The sequence below is a fragment of the Pseudomonas gingeri genome (assembly GCF_013385635.1).
GTDB lineage: Bacteria > Pseudomonadota > Gammaproteobacteria > Pseudomonadales > Pseudomonadaceae > Aquipseudomonas > Aquipseudomonas gingeri_A.
In genome coordinates this window covers 133,640-160,027 of sequence record NZ_JACAPR010000003.1, presented here as the reverse complement: position 1 = coordinate 160,027, position 26,388 = coordinate 133,640, and the positions used below count along the sequence as shown (strand labels likewise).

The window sequence follows — 26,388 nt, the reverse complement described above, 5'->3', positions numbered from 1 at the left end:
ATTACTTGACCAGTTCAAGCCGGCTCCCACAAGCTGGTGCGTCACCGCCAAATATCGTTGTTGTCACGGCCCATGTAGGAGCTGGCTCGCCAGCGATGGCGCCCTTGAGCCTTGCACCGCCTGTCCAGACGTCATCGCCGGCAAGCCGGCTCCCACAAGTTGGTGCGTCACCGCCAAATATCGTTGTTGTCACGGCCCATGTAGGAGCTGGCTCGCCAGCGATGGCGCCCTTGAGCCTTGCACCACCTGTCCAGACGTCATCGCCGGCAAGCCGGCTCCCACAAGCTGGTGCGTCACCGCCAAATATCGTTGTTGTCACGGCCCATGTAGGAGCTGGCTCGCCAGCGAAGAGGCCTTCGAGCCCTGCGGCGTCTGTCCGCACACCCGCCAACAAACATCTGCCTTGAAAAAAACCGAGAAAATCTTTTTGCCGGAGATAGGAATCGAACCTACGACCTTCGCGTTACGAGTGCGCTGCTCTACCGACTGAGCTACACCGGCGTGGCGCTAACGCTAGCATCGGGCGACAGCCGGGGCAAGCTACTGCGGCTTGATCGCAATCACGCCCTGGGTCCAGAAACGCGGCTGGAGGTGACCGCCGTATTGCTCCTGATAGAGCCTGTCGCACTCGTCCAAGTGGGGAACGTCGCGGATCACGATATAGACCAAGAACAGCACCGCGGCGGTGCTGACGCCCATCCATGACCAATGGACAAGGGCATTGGGTTTCGACGGCTCACCTTTCCAGACATGAATACCCATCAACCAGCCGACCACCAGGGACAGCCAGAGCTGCGAGTACGGCATGACGATCACGCCATCGACCATGGATTGGGTCAGGGCGCCGATCAGGCTGGCGAACAGACAGACACGCAACAGGTCGACCGGATCGCTGGAGTAGGCGCGCTCGCGGATCAGCCGGAAGGTGGCCCAGAGCCCGCGCCCCACCAACCACATCACCAGCAAGGTGGAAGGCACCCCCCATTCGCTGGCCCATTGCAGGATGGCCTGGTGCGGGTGGGCGGCGATGGGGTTGTGGATATCGGCGAAGTGCATCGGGCCGAAGCCGAGCAGAGGGCGTTCGCGGATCATGTCCCAGGCTTGTTGCCAGAGGACATCGCGAGCCGAGAGTGCAGTGGTGAGACGACCGCCAGCGAAATTCTGCACCTCAATACCAATGTATTCGGCCAGCACGGTGAACAGTAACCAGAAAAGCAGCAAGGCAACCGCAGCAGCCGACAACTGCCAGACTAACCAGCGCCGGCCATAGGGCCCGGAGAATAACAGTACAACACTGGCAGTTCCCATTGCGAGCCAGGTACCACGGGTACCGCCAGTTATTGCTATCAGCCACCAGAGGCTCAGGAGCAAGAAGACTAATACTTGGGCAAAGCGCCCAGTCGTGAGGAGCAGAAGCGGGACGGCCAACAGTGGCAAGGTGAATGTCTGGAACTGACCGTAGAAGCGCTTGTTGGAAAAGCCACGCAGCAGCAGGTCTGTGTCCACCACGCCCGAGCCATTACTGAAAGAACGGAACATCAGCAATAGAAAATCAATTCCTTTGAGAGCACAGATAAAGACAACGAAAAAAATAAGAAGTCGATCCAAGGGAAGAGAACTGAACTGGCGTGTACGTGCGAATGCCAACACGCAGTTGCAACACATCACAAGCAGCGCAATCTCGGAGAACGCCCAAACAGGCAAATGGGCGAACAGGGAGGAAACACACCCTACCAGCAGGACTGCGCCACCCCACAGGAGTGTCAATCGATCAATCAGGACAGAACGAAATTGCGTCCGATAAATGAACAGGAAACCGACGGCTGCGATACCGATGAAGAACTGCCCCAAGCGCTGATCGGTATGGCCACCCAAGCCATAGCCACTGACCGTCGAGGCAGTGATGAGTAACGTAAATATCAACCAGATCTTTACTCGCGCTCTCCGGACAACACTCATGACAACCTCTGAATACCAGGTTTCAAGCCGTACCTCAGGACATCAATCCTTCGGAGCCAGGACCAATGGTGCCTTGGGGTTTAGCCTGCTACAGGCAAGCGGACTGCCTTTGCTGCAGCCAAGCTCCAGATAGCGCCTGGCTTCATCAGACTCACCAAGACGTCGCAACGCATCAGCCATCCCGACATAAGGCCTTGCATAACTGGGCCTCAGACTGATTGAGTGCTCGAACTCCTGCTTGGCTTCCTGCGCCTTATCAAGAAGAAGGAAAACTTTTCCACGCTGATAATAAGCGTATTCATACTTAGGTTTCAGTGCTATCGATTTGTCGAGGTTACCCATTGCCTGGTCGATGAAGCCCGCCTCCATATAAGTAACACCCAGATTATAGTAAATCCGGTAACCACCAAAAACACCTGGACTATCTCCTTGAGCCTCCAGATATTGAGCAGATTCCTTCCATACAAAAAGAGGGGCGGACAATGACATCAAACGGTCATAGGAAAGTCCAAAAAGATAAAGTGCAAAGACAGGAACGAGAGAGACAAGATAAAATTTCTTGAGCCTGCGAATACCTAATGCCAATGCGATGAACAATCCCGGTATCCAGATATAACTGCGGTAAAGCACGAAGGGCTCCTGCAATCTGACAGCCGCCAGCTCCGTAGCAAACAGCACCCAGGGGAACAAGAGAGCAAATCCCAGCAGCCCTTTGCTCGCGCCCCGCATCAGCAATGTCAAGGCAGTGGCACCATAGGCAAGAAACGCCAATAACCCAGCCCAGACCCACCAGACACGATAGCTCAATGGAAATGGTACTCGAAGATCGAGGCCCAAAGTATTACCTTGCGGCAAGATCAAGACCCAGATGTATTTGAAGAACAACCCCATCTGGTTAAATACGCTCAGCACATAAAGCGATCCATCCGGCTGAAATACCTCATCGCTGAGCACCTCCTCACTCTTGAGTTCATAAGTACTGCCGATCATACCTTTGGCCCACAGCACGACGGACAGCGCAACGACTGACTGAACAGCCAATACCGAAAAGACTTCCCAGGTATTGATCGACAGCGGCAATCGACTACGACGATGCAATACCCATAACAGAAAACACAGGGCTGGCAGCATCACTGCGTGCTCTTTGGCATACAAGGACAGCAGAATACAGAGACAGGAGACCCAAAGCGCCCAACGCTTACCACAGAGCCCTTGCCAGAAAGACCAGAGCCCAAGTAGGCCGAAAAGAGTAGCACATACAATCGTACGCTGAATGAGGTAACCCTGGGTTTGTATGGCCAAGGGGTGTATGGCGAATAAAAATGCAACAATTAAAGCTGCGCTATCTGCATTCAGAAAAAAAGAAACACGGCGATCCAAGCTGACAAGGAGTTGACGGATAAAGCCAAACAGCGCCAAAGCAGTACAGGCATGGAGAAATAGATTCTCAACTCTCAGCCAGACGATCTTGTCACTTATATAGACGAAGCTCGCGGCCATGGACTGGTGCACCCATAACCTCGGGATCAGTTGAAACCCCGTGGATAGAATTGTTGCAGGACCTCCCTCTCTGAAAAATGGCTCATCGTCAAAAACCAGAGGATTGTTCAGGAAGGGGGAACACAGTAGCAACAATAGCCCCGCAGACAACACGGCGAACAGCAAAAAAACCAATCGACGCGAAATCATAGAGCTCTCTATTCGTCACTTCAAAAACCCGCTCTTATAAAAATCGACACCCTAAGAAAGGGTGCCGATCTCATTGATGACCTAAGGTTTCATAACCTCAAGCCATTACACTAAAATCACTTGCAGTAGCCAGCAGCCAGACAGCTACCCGACTGGGTCCAGTTAACCAGACCACCGTTGGCAGTAGGCACGAGGTTAACTGTAAAGCCACCCGCCGCAGTGGTACCAACCAAGATAATCGTCCCGCCACTCACGCTGGAGCCAGTAGCATTAAAGTTAGCCGTCGTGGTAGGTAGCGCAGGCACTCCATTGGTACCCGCCGTACAGTTGGTGGTAGATGCGAGGTCATTGATACAAACGGCCACAGCTGTCTTGTAAGCATCAGCCAAGGTATTCACTTCAGAAAAGCGCGCTTTTTGGGTGTAAGTGTTGTAAGCAGGCAAAGCAATCGCCGCCAAAATACCAATGATCGCCACAACGATCATCAGTTCGATCAAGGTGAAACCTTTCTGAGCATTCATATTTCGTCTCCAAACGTGGGCAAAGGCCTTATGACTCCCACACGTTAAAGCACACCCCGTGCCATTCCTCCACAGAAGCACCGGCCTTCATTACAAAGCCATTTTCGCAATCGAAATACTGCTTCAGAACAACACAACCTGACATTTTTTGTCACCTCAACATGCCCGATTTGGCACCATCGCCCGACTACGCTATAAGTCTCCGACTGTTTGTGTTTGGTGCCCAAATGAACGATATCGCCCTTTCCGGTCTGGCCAAGCAATTGGTGGCGGCCGAGCTGATTACCGACAAAAACGCTCAGCAGGCGTATCAGCAAGCCCAACGCAACCGCATCTCCCTGGTTAGCTACCTGGTCCAGAACAAGCTGGTAAAAAGCCGTCAGGTTGCGGAAATTGCCTCTGAACATTTCGGCGTTGCATTACTGGACCTGGGCACCCTGGACAAGGAAAGCCAGCCCAAGGGACTGGTCAGTGAAAAGCTGATCCGCCAACACCATGTGCTGCCTTTATGGCGACGCGGAAACAAATTGTTCGTGGGGATCTCCGACCCTAGCAACCACCAGGCGATCACCGATATCCAGTTCAGCACCGGTCTCACCACCGAGGCGATACTGGTAGAGGACGACAAGCTTGCCGACGCCATCGACAAATTCTTCGATAGCAATGCCAGCGGCCTAGAGGACATGGCGGACGTCGACCTCGAAGGTCTTGATATCGAGTCGGCCGACGACAAGAAACATGAGCAGATCGCCGGCCAGGATGCCGACGATGCGCCTGTAGTGCGCTTCGTCAATAAGATGCTGCTGGACGCAATCAAGGGGGGGGCCTCGGACTTGCACTTTGAACCCTATGAAAAGGTCTACCGCGTGCGCCTGCGCACCGATGGCATCCTGAGAGAAGTCGCCAGGCCGCCGATCCACCTTGCCGGCCGGATCGCTGCCCGCCTGAAGGTCATGGCCAGTCTGGATATTTCCGAGCGGCGCAAGCCACAGGACGGTCGGATCAAGATGCGCATTTCGAAGACCAGAGCCATCGATTTTCGGGTCAACACCCTGCCGACGCTGTGGGGAGAAAAGATCGTGATGCGGATCCTCGATCCGTCCAGCGCCCAGATGGGTATCGATGCGTTGGGCTATGAGCCGGATCAGAAAGACCTCTACATGGCGGCGCTGAAACAGCCGCAGGGCATGATCCTGGTCACGGGTCCCACCGGCTCGGGTAAAACCGTTTCGCTGTACACCGGCCTGAATATCCTCAATACCGTGGATATCAATATCTCCACCGCCGAAGACCCGGTGGAGATCAATATGGAAGGCATCAACCAAGTCAACGTCAACCCGAAACAAGGGTTGGATTTTGCCCAGGCATTGCGTTCATTCCTGCGCCAGGACCCGGATGTGATCATGGTCGGCGAGATCCGTGACCTGGAGACCGCCGAAATCGCGATCAAGGCCGCCCAGACCGGCCATATGGTGCTTTCGACCCTGCACACCAACAGCGCCGCGGAAACCCTGACCCGTCTACATAACATGGGCATCCCCGGCTTCAACATCGCCACCTCGGTCAACCTGATCATCGCCCAGCGTCTGGCGCGCAAACTGTGCACGCACTGCAAAAGGGAAATCGATGTTCCTGAAGAAGCCTTGCTCAAGGAAGGTTTCCCGGCAGACCAGATCGGTAAATTCAAGATCTACGAACCCGTTGGCTGCGATCAATGCAACGCTGGCTACAAGGGCCGTGTCGGGATCTATGAAGTGGTCAAGAACACGCCCGATCTGCAGCGACTGATCATGGCCGAAGGCAACTCGATCGAGATCGCCAAGCAGATGCGCAAGGACGGTTTCAACGACCTTCGAACCTCCGGGCTGCGCAAAGCTATGCAGGGCCTGACCAGCCTGGAAGAAGTCAACCGGGTCACCAAGGACTAAACCATGGCGACAAAAGCGGTAAAAATCAGCGTTTATGCCTGGGAAGGTACCGACAAGAAAGGTACCAAGATGACGGGAGAGCTTACGGGGCACAACCCGGCTCTGGTCAAGGCGCAGTTGCGTAAACAAGGCATCAATCCAGGCAGGGTACGCAAGAAAAGCGCGTCGATCTTCAGCAAGGGCAAACGCATCAAGCCCATGGATATCGCGCTGTTTACCCGGCAGATGGCGACCATGATGAAGGCCGGCGTACCACTGCTGCAGTCCTTCGACATCATCGCCGAAGGCTTCGATAATCCGAATATGCGCAAGCTGGTGGATGACATCAAGCAGGAGGTCGCGGCGGGCAACAGTTTCGCGACGTCCCTACGCAAGAAGCCTGAGTATTTCGATGAGCTTTATTGCAATCTGGTGGATGCAGGCGAACAAGCAGGTGCTCTCGAAAGCCTGCTGGATCGGGTAGCCACCTATAAGGAAAAAACCGAAGCGCTCAAAGCCAAGATCAAAAAGGCCATGAACTACCCGATTGCGGTCATACTCGTCGCAATCATTGTGTCCGGGATCCTGCTGATCAAGGTGGTGCCGCAGTTCCAGGCAATCTTTACCGGTTTCGGTGCCGAGCTTCCGGCTTTCACCCTGATGGTTATCGGCCTTTCACAAATACTGCAAGACTGGTGGTGGATTGTGATCCTGGCCCTGGTCGGCGGAGCTTATGCACTCAAGCGTGCCCACAAGAGTTCAGAGCGCTTTCGTAACTGGCTGGACCGAATGCTGTTGAAGATGCCCATCATCGGTCCATTGCTCTACAAATCCGCCGTCGCTCGGTTCGCACGCACTCTGTCGACAACTTTCGCCGCCGGCGTGCCTCTGGTGGAGGCACTGGACTCCGTAGCAGGTGCGACCGGCAATATCGTCTTCAAGAATGCCGTCAACCGTGTCAAACAGGACGTCTCCACCGGGATGCAACTGAACTTCTCCATGCGTACTACCGGCGTATTCCCCAGCATGGCACTCCAGATGACGGCCATTGGTGAAGAGTCTGGTGCCTTGGACGATATGCTGGACAAGGTCGCAACCTACTACGAAAGTGAAGTCGACAATATGGTCGACAGCCTGACCAGCTTGATGGAGCCCCTCATCATGGCTGTACTCGGAGTGATTGTCGGTGGCCTGGTCATCGCCATGTACCTGCCTATTTTCAAACTCGGCTCAGTCATCTGAACATGCCCCTACCCGACTTCCTGGCCAGCAACCCGCTGGCCTTTGTTTTGTTCACCCTCGTCCTCGGCCTGATCGTCGGCAGTTTCCTCAACGTCATCGTCTGGCGGCTGCCGAAGATGCTTGAGCGCGATTGGCGTACCCAGGCCCACGAAGTCCTGGGCCTGCCACAACCCGAGCCCGCTGCGACCTACAACCTGCTCCTGCCCCACTCCCATTGCCCGCACTGCAATCACCAGATCCGTGCCTGGGAAAACCTGCCACTGATCAGCTATGCCCTGCTGCGTGGCAAATGTTCAAACTGTAAAGCGCCCATCAGCAAGCGCTACCCGCTGACCGAACTGGCCTGCGGCCTACTCTCTGCCTTTATCGCCTGGCATTTCGGTTTCGGCTGGCCCGCCGGCCTGATGCTGGTGCTGACCTGGGGCCTGCAGGCGATGAGCCTGATCGACGCCGACCACCAACTGCTGCCTGACGCCCTGGTCCTGCCGCTGTTGTGGCTGGGCCTGATCGCCAACCACTTCGCGATCTTCACCTCCCTGGGCGACGCCCTCTGGGGCGCTGTCGCCGGCTACCTGAGCCTGTGGTCGGTGTACTGGGTGTTCAAGCTGCTGACCGGTAAGGAAGGCATGGGCCACGGCGACTTCAAGCTGCTGGCGATGCTCGGCGCCTGGGGCGGCTGGCAAATCCTGCCGCTGACCATCCTGCTGTCATCCCTGGTGGGTGCGATCCTGGGGCTGATTCTGCTGCGCCTGCGCAATGCCCAGACCTCGACGCCAATCCCCTTTGGTCCCTATCTGGCGATTGCCGGGTGGATTGCATTGCTCTGGGGTGGTCAAATAACCACTTCTTATCTGCAATTTGCCGGTTTCAAATGACCAGAGCTGCTTCAAAACCCTGGATCCTCGGCCTTACCGGTGGTATCGGTAGCGGCAAGAGCGCGGCGGCACAGCACTTTATCGACCTCGGCATCCATGCCGTGGATGCCGATCACGCCGCGCGCTGGGTGGTGGAGCCCGGTCGCCCGGCGTTGCTGAAGATCGCCGAACACTTCGGCCCCGGCGTGCTGCAGGCCGACGGCCAACTGGACCGTGGCGCCCTGCGCAAGCTGATTTTCGCAGACGCCGGACAACGGCGCTGGCTGGAAGCCCTGTTGCATCCGCTGATAGCCGAGGAGATCGCCAGCCACCTGGCCCGCGCGCAATCGCCCTACGCGATCCTGGTGTCACCGTTGCTGATCGAGTCAGGGCAGTACGCCACGACCCAGCGCGTGCTGGTGATCGACGCGCCACAGGCATTGCAAGTCCAGCGGACCCTGCTGCGCGACCGAACCAGTGAAGAACAGGTGCAGGCGATCCTCAAGGCCCAGGCCAGTCGCGAAGAACGCCTGAGACAGGCCGACGATGTGCTGGTCAATGACCGCGACCTCGCCTGGCTGCACAGCGAAGTCGAACGCCTGCACACCTTTTACCTTACTTTGCGTGGAGGCCAATCATGAGCCAATCCCTGACCGTCGAATGCCCGACCTGCGGCGCGCCCGTGGAATGGAGCGCGACCAATACCAACCGGCCCTTTTGCTCCGATCGCTGCAAGCTGATCGACCTCGGTGCCTGGGCCTCGGAGGAACACAAGATTCCCGTCAGCCCGGATGCCGAGGACGACCTGTTCTCCGACGATCTGCCACCGCGTGCCCACTGAGCTGATCAAGGCCGCATAAAGCCGTAGTCCTGCCCGTCATCGAGGTTCTCGGCCAGAAACTGCAACTCGTCGGCCAGATCCTCGGCACTGCGTACCGCCTTGCTCTGCTGCACCACCGCGCTGAGCAAGGCGCGCAATCCCAGCCCTGGCTCAAAACCTGCCGTGTGCGCGGCCTCCAGGCTGGCCTGCACTTCCTGACGCGCCCATTCGTACACACTCATCGCCCCACCCTCCCGGTTGTTTTTCCCAGCATGAGCGCGTACCAGGCCGGACTGTTTGATGCAGATCAACGGGAGTTTCCGGGCGGTTCGTTGTCCTTCCAGGGCGCCGACAGATACCGCGTACGGTTGAAGGTCTCCAGCCATTCCGGGCAGAACACCACCAATGCACTGATCACCATGCCGTTGATAAAGGCCTCGGGAAAAATGATCAGCCAAAGATAGCCGATAAAGTCCTCCAGCCACTCCGGCATCGCGAAACGTCCGTCGAACCACAACAGCGCCAGACTCGCCAGCAAACAGAGCAGCGCCGCCAGGGCGGCGGCGAAAAATCCGGAGCAGAAGATATACACAAAGGGATTTCGCGGCTGCGCGCGCTCTACAACTATCGCGCACACCTCGGTCACCAGCACCGGCAGCAGGATCAGCAGTGTGCCGTTGACACCCAACGCGGCAAGGTCCTGCCGTCCGAGCAGCACCAGACCGAGTTGCGCCACCAATCCGCCGACAATCGCCAACGGCCAATCCAGTAGAAGGGTAACCGCCGTCAGGCCGATAAAGTGATAGGACACCCCCGTATCGAAATCCCGTCGCACCAGCCAGAGCAGAAACAACGCGAAGACCGTACCGAACAGCAGGTGCTGGCGTCGGCTGTCGGTAAACAACTCGACCCAGGGCGAACGCCGGATCGCCCACAGCAATACCGGCAGATAAACCAGCCAGCCGATGATCAGGCTTTCGGGCGACAGCAATTGCGCGCCGATCATAAGGACCTCTTCGTCACACCCGGCACTCCCTGTCCACACGGGTCCTACAGTCTACATCGAGCCTCGCGACAGCCCGTCGCGACAAAATCCGCACGCCACTTCCAGCGGTCATGGTTTCGACGCTAAGCTTGGGCCATGGACGACTCAGACTTCTTACGCTTGCTGACCATCCAGGCCGAGCAAGCCAACACGTTTCTCTCCAATGCCCGCAAATGGGAGCGTGAGCGTTGGGTCTGCCAGCGCCTCCTGCAAGGGTTGAACGTGCCATACCGCAACGAGGACTTCCACCCCGCCGGACAGGAACCGCCGGACGTGCTGTTTCGCGATGCGTGCTTCGAAGTGTTTTTCGTCCTCGACGAAGGCCGGCGCCTCAACGATGAATGGCGTGAAGAACTGCAGCGCCGACGCAGCGCGTTTTCCCTGAGCCAACTGGTACGCCGCGAGGCCAAGCCCAAGCGCATTCCCGCCTCGGAACTGCTGCAGCGCCTGGCGCCGACCCTGCGCAAGAAAGCCCACAACTACAAGGAACGCGGCCTGGACCTCGGCGAGCTGGATATCATCGCCTTCGCCAGCCTGAAGCGCGAAGTACTGGACCTCAACAGCCACTTCCCGCCCCCCACCGAATACCTGCGCCAGGGTTGGCGCTCGCTGTCGCTGGTGGGCCCGACCTTCGCCCGGGTCCTGTTCGCCCACCCCGATGCCCCGGACTTCCTGCGCGGCAACCTGGGGCGCAGCATTGTCTTCGATGTCGGCATCAGCCTGTAAACCATGGCGCAATCACCGCACCAGTGATACAAAGCGTAATCACTCGTCCGAATCCTCGACAGCGTGCACGACAAGCCAACGGCTATGCTCAGTTCTGGAACACGCACTCTCTGCTGGGGCCCCGCCGGCTCCCCCGATGTAGCGTTCAACCATTCCGTTACGTCTACCTGACGAGGCCTTTTTATGAGCAGCCGCCTGAACCCGGACGACCAGAAGCATGTCGAACAATACCTGCAACTTTCCCAGCATCAAGTCGAGCGCCGGCCCTTCCGGCCGTGGATGCTCCTGGTCGTGGTGCTGGTCGTGGTGATCGGTTTGGGCCTGTTGAGCCGCCTCCTGAGTTATCTGGCGCTATGAGCTGCCTCGCGCTCGCCCGGATAACGCAAGCACAGATTTCCTTTAGCCTTGCGAGATATTCCCATGAACCATCGTATCGTGATCGTCGGCGGCGGCGCCGGCGGCCTGGAGTTGGCGACCCGCCTGGGCAAGACCCTGGGTAAGCGCGGCACGGCCAGCATCGTGCTGGTCGACGCCAACCTGACGCACATCTGGAAACCGCTGCTGCACGAAGTGGCCGCCGGCTCCCTGAACTCTTCGGAAGACGAACTCAATTATGTCGCCCAGGCGAAATGGAACCATTTCGAGTTCCAGCTCGGACGCATGAGCGGGCTCGATCGCGCCGGGAAAAAGATCCAGCTGGCCGCGACCTATGATGAACACGGCGTGGAACTGCTACCAGCCCGCGAGCTGGGTTATGACTCGCTGGTGATCTCTGTCGGCAGTACCACCAACGACTTCGGCACCCAGGGCGCCGCCCAGCACTGCCTGTTCCTCGACACCCGCAAGCAGGCCGAGCGCTTCCACCAGCAGTTGCTCAATCACTACCTGCGTGCCCACGCCGGGAACGTCGATGCGCCCGAGCAGATGATCAGCGTGGCCATCGTTGGTGCCGGCGCCACCGGCGTCGAGCTGGCCGCCGAACTGCACAATGCGGCCCATGAGCTGGCGGCCTATGGCCTGGACCGGATCAAGCCGGAAAACATGCATATCACCCTGATCGAAGCCGGGCCACGGGTGCTACCCGCCTTGCCCGAGCGGATCGGTGGCCCTGTGCATAAAACCCTGGAGAAGCTCGGCGTCCGGGTCATGACCAACGCCTCGGTCAGCGAAGTGACCGCCGAAAGCCTGGTCACCGCTGATGGCCAGGTCATTCCGGCGAGCCTCAAGGTCTGGGCGGCCGGGATCCGTGCACCGGGTTTCCTCAAGGACATCGACGGCCTGGAGACCAACCGGATCAACCAGCTCCAGGTGTTGCCGACCCTGCAGACCACACGCGACGAGAACATCTTCGCCTTTGGCGACTGCGCGGCCTGCCCGCAGCCCGGTAGCGACCGCAATGTGCCGCCGCGAGCCCAAGCCGCTCACCAACAGGCGTCGTTGCTGGCCAAATCGCTGAAGCTGCGGATCGAAGGCAAGACCTTGCCTGAGTATCGCTACACCGACTACGGCTCGTTGATTTCTCTGTCGAAATTCTCCGCCGTCGGCAACCTGATGGGTAACCTGACCGGCAGCGTGATGCTGGAGGGGTGGTTGGCGCGGATGTTCTACGTGTCGCTGTACCGCATGCACCAGATGGCACTGTACGGCACGTTCCGCACCTTGATGCTGATGCTCGGCAGCCGGATCGGACGCGGGACGGATCCGCGGTTGAAGCTGCACTGAGTTGCAGGTCGCCCCCATACCACGTGGGTGCGACCCTCTCATCGTTCAGAGCAAAAGATAAAAATATGCGGCTCCAGATGATACCTATCCGACACAAGACTCCAGATAGTCTTTCGCCGTTGCCGATAATGCGTCTTCAACATTGACGGGGGGCACCCAGTTGAGCAATGTCCTGGTCTTGTCGATATCCACTTGCAACGATCCCAGCAAGCGTTGCGCTGTAGCTTTTTTTCCCAACAGCCTAAAGAGGATGCTTAAAAAGCACATTGGTGCCGGTAACAACCTCGCCGGTCTACCCAATGCGTGGCCCATCCGGATCAACAGTTGGGTGGTGGAAAGATCCTCGCCATCACTGACCAGAAACACTTGATTGGCCGCTGCCGGATGATCAATGCAAGCCACTATCAGATCCACCAGGTTGTCCAGAGCAACCAGACTACGCTGATTGTTAATGGCTCCGAACGGTAACGGTACACCTCGCCGCAACCAATTCATCATGCCGCGAAAATTAGCCTTCACGCCCGGACCGTAAACCAGCACAGGTCTTATGATCACGACCTCCATGCCGGTTTCTGCCGACAAGGCTTGTAATCCACGCTCTGCCTCAAGCTTGGAAATACCGTAAGGATCAGTGGGGGAAGGAAGGTCATCAGCACGATAGGGTCTTCCTGGGAGGGTACCTTCACCATTGACCTTTATCGAACTGATGAACACAAAGCGTTTTACGCCTGCTTGAGCCGCTTTCCGTGCAAGCGCCAGAGTTGCCTCGGTATTGACCTGACGAAACGCTTCCAGCACGTCACCAGCAGTCTCATTCATCACATGAACGCGTGCAGCGGCATGAATGACGACATCAATCTCAGACAGGTAGGAGCCTGCAGAAAAAATATCGTCCCGCCCCCCGACCACCGGAACCACGCCCTCTGGAAATTGGGCGCCCGGACGCCTGACACCAACCATAAGCCGATAACTGGAGCGAGTATCGCTACTCAGGCGTCGCAGGACTGCGCCCCCCACAAACCCAGTCCCGCCAGTCAAAAAAATACTCGGCATCAGGACATACTCTTGGGGCGCTTGCGCAACTCATAAAGCTTGAAAGGTAACTTGAGCAGGAGCATCAGTATGTTGGTGTAGACACCGTTGGTACGACAGGCATCCACGATTTCCAAATTCAATTTCAAGCTACTCCTCAGCCCTGAGGTACTGGCACCACCGGCACGCATGCGGACCACGACCCGCTCAAGATAGGAGTACTTGAGACGCCGGACCATGAAAAACCGAACAAAAAACTCATAATCCGCGGATATTTTGTACTTCAGAGAGTACGGACCGACTGCCTCGTACGCGGTCTTGCGTATAAAGCTCGCAGGGTGAGGTGGCATCCATCCAAAACGCAGCTTCCAGGGAGCGAATCGATTACCACGGTAAAAGCGAGTTACTTTCTGCAGGTCGACAGCATTAACAAACACGACATCACCGAAGACCACATCACTTTCTGGGAAGCGCCCGAACGCCTCTACCACAGAAGAAACACTGGTGGAGCTTTCGTAAAAATCGTCGGAGTTCAGGATACCGACTACCTCTCCGCTCGCCAGCGCCACCCCTTTGTTCATCGCGTCGTAAATTCCTTTGTCCGGTTCGCTGACAAACTTGCTGATACGATCACCATAAGACTCGATAATCGCCTGGGTGCCGTCTTTCGAGCCGCCATCCACCACTATGTATTCAATCTCAGGATAATCCTGCGATAGAACCGACTCTATCGTGTCTCGAATGGTGTTCGCGCTGTTATAGCAAACCGTAACAATTGATAACTTCAAAACCACCTCTCATGCACGGCCGTACAGATCTTCAAAACGTACAATATCGTCTTCACCCAAATAGGAACCGGATTGCACTTCAATCAGTTCTAAAGGAATAACCCCGGGATTTTCCAGCGTATGTACCTGGCCGATAGGGATATAGGTGGATTGGTTTTCAGTTACCAGATAGGTTTTTTCACCGTTGGTGACCTTCGCAGTACCGCTTACGACAATCCAATGCTCAGCGCGATGGTGGTGCATTTGCAATGAGAGTTTCGCTCCAGGATTGACGGTAATGCGCTTCACTTGATAGCGACTACCTTTATCAATCGAATCATAGACACCCCAGGGACGATAGACCTCACGGTGATCAAGCGATTCACAGCGTCCTTCGCTCTTCAACCTATCAACGATTTTCTTTACATTTTGCACTTGGCTTTTATGGGCCACCAGGACCGCGTCCTTGGTTTCCACAATCACAAGATCATCAACGCCAACAGTACTGACCAAGCGGCTTTGCGAATGCACGAATGTATTACTTGTCTGCTCGACCAGAACATCACCGTGACATACGTTGCCCTGGGCGTCCTTGCTTCCAACTTCCCACAACGCCGCCCAGGACCCGATATCGCTCCAGCCGGCGTCGAGCGGAACCACAACCGCATCAGCAGTTTTTTCCATCACCGCATAGTCGATCGACTCAGAAGGACAGGCTGTGAAAGCCTCGACACCTACACGAGTGAAGTGCATGTCCTGCGCCCCCACGGCAAGCGCACTACGACAAGATGCCAGGATATCCGGACGGAATTTTTCCAGCTCTTCCAGGTAGCGGCTAGCACGAAACATGAACATGCCACTGTTCCATAGGTAATTCCCGCTATCCAGATAGGCGCGGGCCGTTTTTTCATCCGGCTTTTCTACAAAACGCGCCACCTCGAAGCCATTGGCATCGAGGCTCTCACCCTTTTCGATATAGCCATAACCCGTTTCCGGTTGGGTCGGGACAATCCCGAAGGTAACGAGTTTGCCATCAAGCGCCAGAGGCAAAGCCTGTCGTATGCTGGCCTGGAACGTTTCAATATCCTGGATCAGATGATCCGCCGCCAGAACCAACAGCACCGGTTCCTGCTCTTCAGCGGCTGCCTGCAACGCGGCCAGGGCAACCGCGGGAGCGGTATTACGCCCTATAGGCTCAAGTAGAATATTGATGTTTTCCATGCCCAGGCGTCTGAGCTGCTCCGCGGCGAGAAACCTGTGTTCCTCATTACAGATCAAACGAGGCAAAGCGACATCAAGGCCGTCCAGACGCTTGATCGTGGCTTGCAACATGGACAATTCGGCGTCCGCCAGGCAAAGAAACTGCTTGGGATTGAGCTGACGCGACAGCGGCCAGAGGCGGGAGCCAGAACCACCGGCCATAATTACCGGAATCAACATTTAATCATCCCTTGCATTCAATTCGTTGTTCGCACCGGTCAATGGCTGAGCGGCGATGTCCAGCATGCTCCTTGCGACAATCTCCCAATCCCTGGGTATTGCTTTCAATTGCTCGCCCCAATCAGGCCAGTAACCTGCAGAAAGCTTTCTGTACAACTCATTCACAGCGCCTTTCAAAGACACCGGATCGTTCACTCGAAAGTATATTGCTTCGTCACCGCACAAAACCCGGGCATAAGGCAGGTCAGGGCAAATGATTGGCAAGCCTGAAAACATGGCCTCCACAAGCGGAAATCCATAGCTCTCGTCCGTCGAGAGAAACAACAGAGCATCCACTCGCCGGTAGGCATCAAGCATCTGTTGCGACGAGAAGACGCCCAGGCAGTGCAGCCACGGCGCATCGGGGGCTGGATTACTGCTTTGCGCGAGGGTGAGATCAACACTCGCGACGGGCCATTGTGTCATATCGCTAGTATCGATAGCGGCCAGCAGCTTGTGATTCTTGTGAGGATACCCTGCCGCCGGATAGATCAAACGCAAGGGCTCGCCTGCCGCACCAACACGCCCCGTCCGCCGAAGCCCGGACTTCAATAGCCAGACAGGGACTGGTTGTGGCACAACGTACACTCGCGACTCTAATGAGGGATACGAGTCAATCAGAGCCTCACGCATCAGCGCCGTCTGCACGATAAACGCCTGGGCATATCGAAGGTTCCGGCGAAAAACCCATCTGAACATTGACAACTTCAGCCCTGCAACACTCCAAGAGGTCGTTGCAGGCCGCAAAAGATGAGAGTTCTGAACGAAAACCGTTTGCCGGGTGATGCAACGAATGGGTAAGTCACCCATCACCAATAAGGGGACGGCCCCGCTAAAACGCCGACCAAGAAAAAGACACTCCATCAAACGTGAGAAAGCATTAGGCAAGTAACGCCGATAGCTCGTTACTTTTATTGCCCCCCCCGCGCCCTTATAGGATGATAAGTCCCCTTTGCCAGGTAGATAGGCTTCGACAACACGCACCCCCGTGTTCTGCTCCAGAGCCGGCAACAATGATTTGAGCAACTGTACAGCCCCCTGGCCGGCAATGTTGGTCAGATGCAGGCGAACAGTATCTTGACTCATTGCAAAGACTCTTTCGGATACCAGGGAGAAACTACGGCAGCCTTGCACTCTGGTTTGGCGCGAAGAACTGCCAACATGTAATCCGCCGCGACAACAGGCTGGATAGCTGCTGCTGCATGGTGCGTGGCAGCACGCATAGCGACCAGATGTTCTGGCTCGGAACACAGCATACCGATCATACGCTCAAGCGCACCGTGATCGTTGGAGTCGAAGACGGCTCCTGCCCCAAATTTCTCGACCAGCACTCGAGCCCCCACCTGGTCGCTGCATAGTACCGGCACTCCCGCACACAGAGCCTCATTCACCACAACACCCCAGCCGTCATAGCGGCTGGGCAGGACAAGAAGATCATAACTGGACACGATTGCTTGCGTGCTGCCGAAGGGAATGATTCCGCAGTAACGGATCTTTTCGCCATCAAACGCGAATGAAGAGGGATCACCAGGACCATAGACATCAAGAACCACAGAAGCCCCCGAGTTGGCGATAGCTTCTATAAGCAGATCAACACCTTTACGAGCAATCAATGCCCCGACAAAAATAACTCTCAGACAGTCCGAGCTTTCAGGCTTTTCTTGTGGTGCCAAAAATCGGTTTTCAATGATTGGAACAAAGTAACCAAAGGGAAATAGTTTATCTTTTTTCACTCCTGCATCCGAATACTGCGAGAGCGCTTTCGAGGAAATCGAAAAAACTCCAGACATGCTTTGTTTAAGCAGCGCCATATATATTTTATAAAGAAATGGTCGCAACTTTGCCTTGAGTTTTTCAAGCGTCAAGGCACCATCGCTGAAATAACCCTGACTGATAGGTGAATAAGGCTCCGAGACAATATAAAACTCAACGCGCAAAGCCACTGCCAACAATAGGCAATAAAGCATCTTTGAGCTTTGAAATGCGCTACCAAACAAATGTATATCATGCCGGTGCTCACGCATTTTCTGATAACAATACAAGAACGTGCCACGCTCCGGTATAAGCCGCCGCTCAATCGACTCAACCTGAGTGTCCCGCCATCCCTGGGCACGACGTGTGGCATCCTCCATTGTCAGCACGTAAGCAAGGACCGGAGTTTCCGCCTGTCGAGACAACCCTTCATAAGTAAACGCTTGGTGATCCGTCAGCACCGGCTGCCAGGTAATGAACAATGGCTTTTCCATCATGACCGGCCGCCAAACATGAAGTCGTACACTGCCCGGCCGGCCAGTTGCGGCGCACAACGAGCAATGGCAGCCTGCTGACCGCGCCGAGCGCAGGTCAAACTTTCTTCGGGGTCCTCGACAATTTTTCGGAACAATGCAGCCAACTCAGCAGAGTCATTACGAGTCAGATAGATAGCACCCGAGCCCAGCACTGCCCGCACGTCACTGATATCCGTACTAAGAACCAGAAGACCCGCTTCGGCAAACTCAATGACCTTTGAAGGAAAGGTCGTGTCAGCCAATGGTCCACCTACCGGCTTCAATGCCAATCCGACACTGCAACGCTCGAGCACCTCGGCGTATTGAGCGTCAGTAGTCCGGCCATGCAGGGTCACTTTTGGAGTCCCGGACTCATTCGCCAGGCCCTGCAGCGCTTGGAGCGCCTCGCCCTTACCGGTCACCTCGAACTGGAGATTTCGCGCCCACTCGTCCTTCTCCTGGCGAAGTAAACGCACCGTCTCTATCAATAGATCGGCACCGGTATCAGTGTTGAGGGTGCCGGCCATTAGCACCGCTCTAGGATTAGTGCCCGGTTTTACTTCAAATTTCTTCGTCGAGGTTGAACCGTAGTAACAATGAACCGGGCGTATGCCAGTCATCTGTGCCAGGGCGCTACAAGCCAATAGGGCCCCATCCGAACACAAACGGTCATAGAGCCAGGTAATCGAACGGCCTAGAAGCGCTTTCAACGACCCACTTCCCTGACCTGCGACTTCCCCATCCTCAAGATCAAGAAACCGTCTGTAGCCAGTGACGGACGCAGCCAGCAGCAATGGTAAATAAGCACTCATCCGATTGTAGAAAATCACTGCTTTACGCTGGCTAGACGATAGTCGCAGCAAAGTACCGATCAGAAAGAACAACGAGAGAAACTGGGAAAGGAACCGGACATGAGAAAAAGGAGCATACACAACCGGCACGCCTGCCACTCTCTTGACGCTACGGGGAAAATAGGTGAAGGAACCATTGGCGCGCCCCCGACCAAGACTAAGGATGCAAGGCCGTGCCCCCGCTTCGCGCAAAGCCTGACAGAGCATGACGACTTTGCGAGAAGCCGCCGGGCTGTCGCTGACAATTCCTCTTTCAACGCGGGTCTTGTCATCCAACGCGTTACAGACCACCAGGACCAGGGGGCGTTTCATGGCAATTGCCTTTTTACGACAGCAGGAACACCAGCGACAAGCACATGGCCAGGAACGTCTCTGGTCACTATGGCTCCCGCCGCGACTATAGCGCCATCACCGATGGTAACCCCCCCCAGAATGACACTTTTTGCGCCAATCCAGCAGCCGTTCCCCACAACGATGGAACGCGCCGTACCTTTACCCGCACGCCGCTCTCGCGAGCCGATTTCGTGACTGCCCAAGATGAACTCAACCCCGGGGCCCAAATCGCAGTGGGAGCCGATTCGAATATCAGCATTTTGATGCGTATGGAAGATTCCACCCGGGCTGATCCAGGTTCCCTCGCCGACAGTCAGACGGCCTCGTCCATAAATCCATCCGCGACCACAAAACTTTACGTTCGCTTGTATCTCAACGCTGGCGAAGCGCAAGAGAACCGCTCTGAAGGCGAAAAGTCGGGACGGTGGGAAGAGAGAGAGAATGATATTGATTAGGTGCCTGATCATAAGTACCGACTAAATCTCAACGAGGAATACCCCGAAGGAACGAGGTTGTTTGCTGGCAGAAGAGAAAGACTATCGCGATATGCACCAAGCAAAAGAAACCGCATGGCCAAGGTCTTGTGCCAAACCATGCCATGCGTTTTCAAGCTATCGTGAACGAGCGTAAGAAGTATTCTCGGAGAACCAAGCGTAAGCGTCACGCAACCCATCTTCAAGGCTGATCGCCGCTCGCCACCCCAACTGCTCAAGACGGGAAACATCCATCAGCTTTCTTGGCGACCCATCCGGTTTGCTCGCATCAAAGCTCAGACGACCGTTGAATCCGGTTACCTTTGCGATCGTTTGAGCCAACTCGCGGATGGTGCAATCCTCACCAGTGCCGACATTGATGTGCGAAAGCATCGATTGTGTATGTGCAGCGTACACAGCCTGATCCAGTTCCATGATATGAACCGAGGCACTGGCCATATCATCGACATGCAGGAACTCGCGCATCGGCGAACCGCTACCCCAGATAACCACCTCCTCGATACCCTGTTCAACTGCATCATGGAAGCGACGCAAGAGAGCCGGGATTACATGGGAGTTTTCCGGGTGGAAGTTATCATGAGGTCCATACAGGTTGGTGGGCATGGCACTTCTGTAGTCCCGTCCATACTGCCGATTGTAACTCTCGCACAACTTGATTCCGGCAATCTTGGCGATTGCGTAAGGCTCATTGGTAGGCTCAAGGACACCCGTCAGCAAGGCCTCTTCAGCCATAGGCTGCTGGACCTTCACTGGGTAGATGCAAGACGACCCCAGAAAGAGCATTTTCTGTACATCATGCTGATGCGCGGCGTGGATGATGTTCGCCTGCATCATCAGATTTTCGTAGATGAACTCTGCCGGGTAGGTGTTATTGGCATGAATACCCCCGACCTTGGCAGCGGCCATATACACCTGGTCAATTTTGTTCTCGGCAAAAAAAGTGGCTACTGAATGCTGATCCAACAGATTCAATTGAGCCCTGTCGCGAGTCACAATATTCGTGTAGCCCAACGCCTGCAGGCGACGGACGATGGCCGAGCCAACCATTCCCTTGTGGCCAGCGACAAAAATACGTTCGCTCAATTGACGCGACATTCCTAGTTCTCCAACGACACCGGCAAATCGTAGCCATGGTTCTTCAGCAATGCATGGCGCTGAGCGACCTTCAGGTCTTCGCGAACCATTTCGGCACACATCTCTTGAGCCGTAATCTCTGGTACCCAACCCAGCTTCGTTTTTGCCTTGGTTGGATCGCCGAGCAATGTTTCAACCTCCGCCGGACGGAAATAGCGTGGATCGACACGAACCAAGGTATCCCCGACCTTGAGTGCGGGAGCCTTGTCACCGGTAATCGACTCGATGATGCCCCGCTCCTCCACTCCCGCCCCTTCAAAACGCAAGGCCAGACCCAGTTCCACAGCAGACCAGCGAATGAAGTCACGAACGGAATATTGCACCCCCGTCGCAATGACGAAATCTTCAGGTTCGTCTTGCTGGAGCATCATCCACTGCATGCGAACGTAGTCCTTGGCATGCCCCCAATCACGTAGCGCATCCATGTTGCCCATGTACAGGCACTGCTCAAGCCCCTGTGCAATGTTTGCCAGGCCCCGGGTGATCTTGCGTGTCACGAACGTCTCGCCGCGACGCGGTGATTCATGGTTGAAGAGGATCCCGTTGCAAGCGTGCATACCGTAGGCCTCACGGTAATTCACAACGATCCAGTAGGCATACAGCTTGGCCACCGCATAGGGCGAACGCGGGTAGAAAGGCGTGGTTTCTTTCTGTGGAGTCTCCTGGACAAGGCCATAGAGCTCGGATGTGGAAGCCTGGTAAAAACGTGTCTTTTTCTCAAGGCCAAGCAGACGGATGGCTTCGAGAATGCGCAAGGTCCCCATGGCGTCCACATCGGCCGTATACTCCGGCGACTCGAAGCTCACAGCGACGTGCGACTGTGCGCCCAGATTGTAGACCTCGTCAGGCTGCACCTCCTGAATGATGCGTGTCAGGTTCGAAGAGTCGGACAGGTCACCGTAGTGCAAAATGAAGCGCTGATTATCAACATGCGGATCCTGATAGATATGGTCGACACGTTGCGTGTTGAAGGACGATGCGCGTCGCTTGATCCCGTGGACCTCGTACCCTTTTTCCAGCAACAGCTCAGCCAAATACGAGCCGTCCTGGCCGGTGATCCCGGTAATCAGCGCTTTTTTCAGGGTCATTTCTACGTCCTAGAATTCTTTGAATATGTAGTTAAATCGTACTTAACATGCTGCTAATAACGTCAGACATGGTCGAATGGGCTTTCCATCCCAGAACGCGTTCAGCCTTGGAGGGGTCTGCGCGACTGACCAACAAATCGGTAGGCCTGAAGAACTCCTTCGACTGATCGACATGCGCTCTCCAATCCAGCCCCAACTGAGTGAAGGTTTCTGCGACGAATGCCTCCAGCGTGTGGGTTTCACCTGTGGCGATAACAAAATCGCCAGGCTCATCGCACTGGAGCATTCTCCACATGGCGTCGACGTACTCCGCAGCCGCCCCCCAATCGCGCGCAATATCCAGACGTCCGAGAGTCAGACGCTCATCCGAACCGGCAGCGATACGTTTGGCCGTCGTCACAATTTTTTGTGTAACAAATCGGGAGGGACGCAATGCAGATTCGTGATTGAACAAGATACCGGTGCAGGCGAAGAGATTATAAGCCTCGCGATAATTATCGACCAGCCAGAAAGCCGAGGATTTCGCTACCGCGTAGGGACTGCGCGGATGAAAGGAAGTCTTCTCAGAGGCCGGTTCACCATTGGTATCACCAAAACATTCACTGGATCCCGCTTGGTAAAAGCGGATCGGGCGCTCGCTCATCCGGCAAGCCTCGAGCATGTTCAGTGTTCCCAGGGTGATACTCTGAATGGTTTCGGCTGGCTGTTCGAACGAGAGTCCCACGGAAGACTGTCCCGCGAGAAAATACACCTCGTCAGGCTGACTTGATTTCAGCGCCATGAAAACGCTACGGAAGTCCTCAGGAACCATCGAGAGCAATTTGAGCCGCGGCAAGATATCAAGGCGTTTCAGATTACCAAATGAAGAGCCCTGCGCATCACGCGACGTCCCCCATACGCTATAACCCTTTTCGAGCAAGAACTTCGCAAGATAAGACCCATCCTGGCCACTCACGCCGCAAATCAGGGCTGTTTTTTTTGAATGTTCCAAAGCCTTACCTTTGCAATGACTGGTAGATGGAGAGCGTGTCCTGAGCACAGCGTTGCCAGGAAAAATGAGCCAATCGCTCATGGCCTCGCTTGATCAACCTCGATACCTCGCTGTCAGAGTAAACCACCCTTTCTATCGCAGCGGCCATTTCATCGTGACGGGCCGGATTGAAAAATACCCCCGCCTCGCCGATGACTTCAGGCATGGAGCTAGCATCACTGCTAACGACGGGGCAAGAGTGCGCCATCGCTTCCAGCGGGGGAAGACCAAAACCTTCGTAAAGAGACGGGTAAACAAAGGCTCTGGCACCGTCATAAAGATCCGCCAGTACGGCATCGTCCCCCCCTGTCTGGCTTACCTGCTCAGGGGAAAAGCCAAGCTTTTCGATCAGTTCTTGCTCACTTCGTGAAAAACCACCGCCACCGAACGCAACGATATCGAAGTCGGATTTCAAGCAGTTCGACGTAGCTACCGCCTGAAGCAGGCCGAAAAAGTTCTTGTACCCCGACCTACTGCCGACGTAGAGCAGATAAGGTCTCGACGATCGAGCCCCTGGACTCCCCAGTACAGGTTTGAACTGCTCGAAGCCCAGATGGACAACCGACAATTTACTCTCCGGAACAGCAAATAATCTCATGAGATCTTGCCGCGTACTTTCTGAAATACAGATGACGTGGTCAGCCCGTTCCACAGCCCGACGTTTCAAGAGCGTTGTCTTGTCCTTAGGCGAAAAGCTTTCCGGAAATAACTCATGGATCATATCGTAAACGGTCAGAACGACTGGGCAGCCTTCCGGAGCCGGACCAAAACGCGAATAATAAGTTTCATGCACAATCTGGGGCCGCCAACGGCGCATAGCCTGTTGACCAACTAAATGATTACCAATAAGTGCCAGCCTTGTTGTCCGAGGCCAGTACTTTTCAGCCTGACGACCGTGTACAGTTCCAAGGGGAAGGTCTTTCAAATACAGATTGCGATGAAGTGGCGAGAAAATACCTACCTCATTATTTTCCAACAGCATCTGTTCTGCGATACGAGAAAAATAACGAGAGATACCACCATAATTTTGCAGACAAAATATTTGGTGATCAAAGGCAATTTTCATAATCCTGCTCTTTTTTTCAGCTCAAACTTTATCTGTAACCTGACAGCCACAAAATTTATTTTAAACAAAAACCATAACACCCGAAACTTAACACCCAAGCCACTCCCCCTCAGCAAAGCAAACGTTCTGACAAAAAGCTCATAAAATGGGAAAGCCCAATGAATAAGGTATTTTCGATAGCGAGAAAATATACCAAGGCCATTACTGATACCTTCCCGCCCCAACAATACAAAACCTTCGTCCAGTCGTTTCAGCTTTCCCTTACGCAGTAAGCTCATTACAAAAAACCAATCGGATGCCAGAAAACACATGTCAGCAGCACGCCAGTCCTTGATCGCGTCGCGCCGAAAAAGAGAATAGTAGCGGCCATTGGAATGCCAGACACCAAAAAAATTATCTATTCGTTGCATGGGATCATCTTCGTCACGAGTCTGATCTCCCATCCCAATAGGATCAAATACACCGTCCTCAAAACGAGTCGGCGAGGTGGATCCAAGATAGCCTTTATTTTCCTCAAGAAACCTCAGATTAGCTTCCAGAAAGTTTTCAGAGCGAAGATCGTCCGCCGCTGCCCACATGAAATACTCCGTATTGGCATGTTGAAGAACATAGTCAAAATTTCTCTCTGCTCCAATATTCTCTGGCTGCCGCACATACGAAATCCGCTTATCCCTCTCCATAAAGCGCTGGCATATTTCTTCTGTAGCATCCGTAGACGCATTATCAGAAATAAGCAGGACAAACTCCTTAAAAGTCTGAGAGAGCAACGCCTCCAATACAGCACTCAGTGTCGCAGCACCATTATAAACAGGCATCCCAATGGTAACCCGTGCGCTCATATAGTCACCGAAACCTAGCTCGCCAAATAAAAAAGTAAAAACACCCAAACACGGAAGCCAACAAACAGGAAATCATCGAAACAATTGAGAACATCAGACCTTTTATATCAAAAAAAACATAGTAGAAAAAACAAATAACCACCAATGAAAAAACAACTGGAAAAACAATACCATGCCAATACCAAGCACGTTGGACAGAGCCAATAAAACGCCTATACATAATCGGCGCCGAGATAGCAACATAACAAAAATTCAGTATAACCCATGGCAAGGCTGCCCCCATCAACCCGTAGCGTTTTGCAAAAAAATAGGTCGAAGGCAACACAAATAGAACCGCCAGGAAATTTTGCCAAAACGCCAATTTCGTCCAGCCGTTCGCCAACTGCAATGCATAAGGCATGTGCATAAAGGCATTTAACATTGTACCTGCGGCGATCAGCATAAGCGCGACGGCCGTTGAATTCGCAAGGACGGGATCATGCGTCCAGAGTAGCAGCAGTGGCTGACTATAAAAAATCAACCACATAGATAAAGGGGCGACAAGAACCCCCATTATCCGGCTGGCCTTCAAATAAGTTAACTTCAATTCTCGCTCATCATCAAGCCCAACCAACTGAGTAACTCTAGGATAGTAAGCATTAAACACCGGACCGACCAATCGCAGGCAAATAGTTCCGAGCGTCCAAGCCAACATATAATAGCCAAACTCTTTTATCGGCAGAATTTTTGATAACACTATCTTATCTATCTGGGTCAAAAGAAACGCTAGCACATTGACACTTCCCACGCCAACGGCAAATTTCCTGACCTTAACGATTGAAGAAACGCTGAATTTTTTAACACCACCGCCACTACTAAATTCGCGACGAAGAGAGAGCCGTAAGCATAGGAGTGTGCCCCCCCCTACAATGCACTGCCAAGCAAAGAACATCTCAACTGTGGGGGCAATCCAGTATAAAACAGCCACTGCTCCCAGCCCTCTGAAAGTAGCGCTCAGGGCTCCAACAACATTAACTATTAACTGCCTTTGAAGGCCGACCAGACAACCCGTATAAAAAACCATGGGGAACTGAATCGCCAACGCTCCCCCCATGAGTCTTAACCCCTTTACAGTAGCCTGAAGCTTATCAGGCTCAACCGTCAGCCAGTATTCTGCAATCAGTGGAGCAGCACAGACCAAGCCGACCCCGACTAAAATGGCTATTCCCCAAAAAAAAACTTCAATGGTCGTCAAGAGTGACACGATGCCACGCCGCTCTTCCGCAGAGGCGTCATTGAACCCCGCAATCTCTCGGATAGCCGTGGCACTCAGCCCCGCATCCAAAATGGCCAGACTGGACGACAGCACAACAAAAAAGCCTATGAGACCATAGCCTTCGGCGCCTATGAATTTTAGATAAAATGGCACGAATGCAAAGCCCATTAAGGCGATCCACCCTTGCCCAGCAAAATTGGCCAGCATATTTCGCCGTATCAAACCCATCGTAACAGACACCATCATTAGTGAAGCGCACATGAAAAAT

At 54.6% G+C, this 26,388-nt stretch carries 26 protein-coding genes and 1 tRNA gene; 8 read left to right on the top strand and 19 right to left on the bottom strand.

Features of this window, described 5'->3' with window-relative positions:
* Positions 1–428: 428 nt before the first annotated feature.
* The 4 genes from HX851_RS03315 to HX851_RS03300 all read right to left on the bottom strand — a co-directional run bounded on the left by HX851_RS03315 (position 429) and on the right by HX851_RS03300 (position 4,169).
* Positions 429–501 (bottom strand) — tRNA-Thr (locus HX851_RS03315).
* 39 nt (positions 502–540) lie between these two features.
* Positions 541–1,959 carry an O-antigen ligase family protein gene (locus HX851_RS03310; RefSeq protein WP_177064997.1) on the bottom strand — a complete coding sequence of 473 codons (1,419 nt, stop codon included), beginning with the start codon at positions 1,957–1,959 and terminating at the stop codon, positions 541–543.
* A 42-nt stretch (positions 1,960–2,001) separates the two neighbouring features.
* Positions 2,002–3,648, bottom strand: a complete 1,647-nt coding sequence (locus HX851_RS03305) for a tetratricopeptide repeat protein (RefSeq protein WP_177064995.1) — start codon at positions 3,646–3,648, stop codon at positions 2,002–2,004.
* 116 nt (positions 3,649–3,764) lie between these two features.
* A complete protein-coding gene (locus tag HX851_RS03300) occupies positions 3,765–4,169 on the bottom strand; it encodes a pilin (protein WP_177064994.1) in 405 nt (134 codons plus the stop codon).
* A 227-nt stretch (positions 4,170–4,396) separates the two neighbouring features.
* Here HX851_RS03300 and pilB point away from each other — a divergent pair, with 227 nt between their 5' ends.
* The 5 genes from pilB to yacG are packed head-to-tail and all read left to right on the top strand — an operon-like array spanning position 4,397 to position 9,013.
* Positions 4,397–6,097 carry a type IV-A pilus assembly ATPase PilB gene (pilB, locus tag HX851_RS03295; RefSeq protein ID WP_177064993.1) on the top strand — a complete coding sequence of 567 codons (1,701 nt, stop codon included), beginning with the start codon at positions 4,397–4,399 and terminating at the stop codon, positions 6,095–6,097.
* 3 nt (positions 6,098–6,100) lie between these two features.
* Positions 6,101–7,318, top strand: coding sequence for a type II secretion system F family protein (locus HX851_RS03290; protein WP_177064992.1), 1,218 nt, complete (start codon positions 6,101–6,103; stop codon positions 7,316–7,318).
* A gap of 2 nt (positions 7,319–7,320) precedes the next feature.
* Positions 7,321–8,193 (top strand): prepilin peptidase, encoded by an 873-nt coding sequence (locus HX851_RS03285; RefSeq protein ID WP_177064991.1) that lies wholly within the window; start codon positions 7,321–7,323, stop codon positions 8,191–8,193.
* Positions 8,190–8,813, top strand: a complete 624-nt coding sequence (gene coaE / locus HX851_RS03280; RefSeq protein ID WP_177064990.1) for a dephospho-CoA kinase — start codon at positions 8,190–8,192, stop codon at positions 8,811–8,813. Before HX851_RS03285 ends, coaE begins: the two co-directional genes overlap by 4 nt.
* Positions 8,810–9,013, top strand: a complete 204-nt coding sequence (yacG, locus tag HX851_RS03275; protein WP_017123507.1) for a DNA gyrase inhibitor YacG — start codon at positions 8,810–8,812, stop codon at positions 9,011–9,013. The genes coaE and yacG overlap by 4 nt, the downstream gene beginning before the upstream one ends.
* Positions 9,014–9,018: 5 nt before the next feature.
* Here the strand turns inward: yacG and HX851_RS03270 are convergent, their stop codons facing one another.
* Entirely contained in the window at positions 9,019–9,234 is a 216-nt protein-coding gene (locus tag HX851_RS03270) for a hypothetical protein (protein ID WP_177064989.1), read from the bottom strand.
* 65 nt (positions 9,235–9,299) lie between these two features.
* The gene (locus HX851_RS03265; protein ID WP_177055184.1) at positions 9,300–9,998 is read right to left on the bottom strand and encodes an energy-coupling factor ABC transporter permease; all 699 of its coding nucleotides are present in this window, start codon (positions 9,996–9,998) and stop codon (positions 9,300–9,302) included.
* A gap of 135 nt (positions 9,999–10,133) precedes the next feature.
* Between HX851_RS03265 and HX851_RS03260 the strand changes: the two genes are divergently transcribed.
* From HX851_RS03260 to HX851_RS03250, 3 genes are all read left to right on the top strand, one after another.
* A complete protein-coding gene (locus HX851_RS03260) occupies positions 10,134–10,763 on the top strand; it encodes a DUF1780 domain-containing protein (protein WP_177055186.1) in 630 nt (209 codons plus the stop codon).
* Positions 10,764–10,946: 183 nt separating this feature from the next.
* Positions 10,947–11,120 carry a DUF3094 family protein gene (locus HX851_RS03255; protein WP_017123503.1) on the top strand — a complete coding sequence of 58 codons (174 nt, stop codon included), beginning with the start codon at positions 10,947–10,949 and terminating at the stop codon, positions 11,118–11,120.
* Positions 11,121–11,183: 63 nt separating this feature from the next.
* Complete coding sequence (locus HX851_RS03250) at positions 11,184–12,485, top strand: NAD(P)/FAD-dependent oxidoreductase (protein WP_177064987.1); 1,302 nt, start codon at positions 11,184–11,186, stop codon at positions 12,483–12,485.
* Between the two features lie 84 nt (positions 12,486–12,569).
* On the opposite strand, the gene HX851_RS03245 is transcribed toward HX851_RS03250, so the two are convergent.
* The 13 genes from HX851_RS03245 to HX851_RS03185 form a co-directional block, all read right to left on the bottom strand.
* Positions 12,570–13,538: a UDP-glucose 4-epimerase family protein gene (locus HX851_RS03245; protein ID WP_177064985.1), complete on the bottom strand. Its 969-nt coding sequence runs from the start codon at positions 13,536–13,538 to the stop codon at positions 12,570–12,572.
* The gene (locus HX851_RS03240) at positions 13,538–14,305 is read right to left on the bottom strand and encodes a glycosyltransferase family 2 protein (protein ID WP_177064983.1); all 768 of its coding nucleotides are present in this window, start codon (positions 14,303–14,305) and stop codon (positions 13,538–13,540) included. Before HX851_RS03240 ends, HX851_RS03245 begins: the two co-directional genes overlap by 1 nt.
* A 9-nt stretch (positions 14,306–14,314) precedes the next feature.
* Positions 14,315–15,724, bottom strand: coding sequence for a mannose-1-phosphate guanylyltransferase/mannose-6-phosphate isomerase (locus tag HX851_RS03235; protein WP_177064981.1), 1,410 nt, complete (start codon positions 15,722–15,724; stop codon positions 14,315–14,317).
* Positions 15,725–16,849, bottom strand: a complete 1,125-nt coding sequence (locus HX851_RS03230; protein ID WP_177064979.1) for a glycosyltransferase — start codon at positions 16,847–16,849, stop codon at positions 15,725–15,727.
* Positions 16,846–18,012, bottom strand: a complete 1,167-nt coding sequence (locus tag HX851_RS03225) for a glycosyltransferase family 4 protein (RefSeq protein WP_177064977.1) — start codon at positions 18,010–18,012, stop codon at positions 16,846–16,848. The genes HX851_RS03230 and HX851_RS03225 overlap by 4 nt, the downstream gene beginning before the upstream one ends.
* Positions 18,009–19,193 carry a glycosyltransferase gene (locus HX851_RS03220; RefSeq protein WP_177064975.1) on the bottom strand — a complete coding sequence of 395 codons (1,185 nt, stop codon included), beginning with the start codon at positions 19,191–19,193 and terminating at the stop codon, positions 18,009–18,011. Before HX851_RS03220 ends, HX851_RS03225 begins: the two co-directional genes overlap by 4 nt.
* Positions 19,190–19,681: an acyltransferase gene (locus HX851_RS03215; RefSeq protein WP_177064973.1), complete on the bottom strand. Its 492-nt coding sequence runs from the start codon at positions 19,679–19,681 to the stop codon at positions 19,190–19,192. The genes HX851_RS03220 and HX851_RS03215 overlap by 4 nt, the downstream gene beginning before the upstream one ends.
* A 144-nt stretch (positions 19,682–19,825) precedes the next feature.
* Positions 19,826–20,803 carry a GDP-L-fucose synthase gene (gene fcl, locus HX851_RS03210; protein ID WP_177064972.1) on the bottom strand — a complete coding sequence of 326 codons (978 nt, stop codon included), beginning with the start codon at positions 20,801–20,803 and terminating at the stop codon, positions 19,826–19,828.
* A 2-nt stretch (positions 20,804–20,805) separates the two neighbouring features.
* Positions 20,806–21,930: a GDP-mannose 4,6-dehydratase gene (gmd, locus tag HX851_RS03205; protein WP_177064971.1), complete on the bottom strand. Its 1,125-nt coding sequence runs from the start codon at positions 21,928–21,930 to the stop codon at positions 20,806–20,808.
* Positions 21,931–21,961: 31 nt separating this feature from the next.
* Positions 21,962–22,921 carry a GDP-mannose 4,6-dehydratase gene (locus HX851_RS03200; RefSeq protein ID WP_256262875.1) on the bottom strand — a complete coding sequence of 320 codons (960 nt, stop codon included), beginning with the start codon at positions 22,919–22,921 and terminating at the stop codon, positions 21,962–21,964.
* A 4-nt stretch (positions 22,922–22,925) separates the two neighbouring features.
* On the bottom strand, positions 22,926–24,026 hold the full coding sequence (locus tag HX851_RS03195; protein WP_177064969.1) for a glycosyltransferase family 4 protein: 1,101 nt from the start codon (positions 24,024–24,026) through the stop codon (positions 22,926–22,928).
* Entirely contained in the window at positions 24,023–24,865 is an 843-nt protein-coding gene (locus HX851_RS03190; protein ID WP_177064968.1) for a glycosyltransferase family 2 protein, read from the bottom strand. The genes HX851_RS03195 and HX851_RS03190 overlap by 4 nt, the downstream gene beginning before the upstream one ends.
* Positions 24,866–24,869: 4 nt before the next feature.
* Entirely contained in the window at positions 24,870–26,381 is a 1,512-nt protein-coding gene (locus HX851_RS03185) for a lipopolysaccharide biosynthesis protein (protein ID WP_177064967.1), read from the bottom strand.
* Positions 26,382–26,388 lie beyond the last annotated feature (7 nt).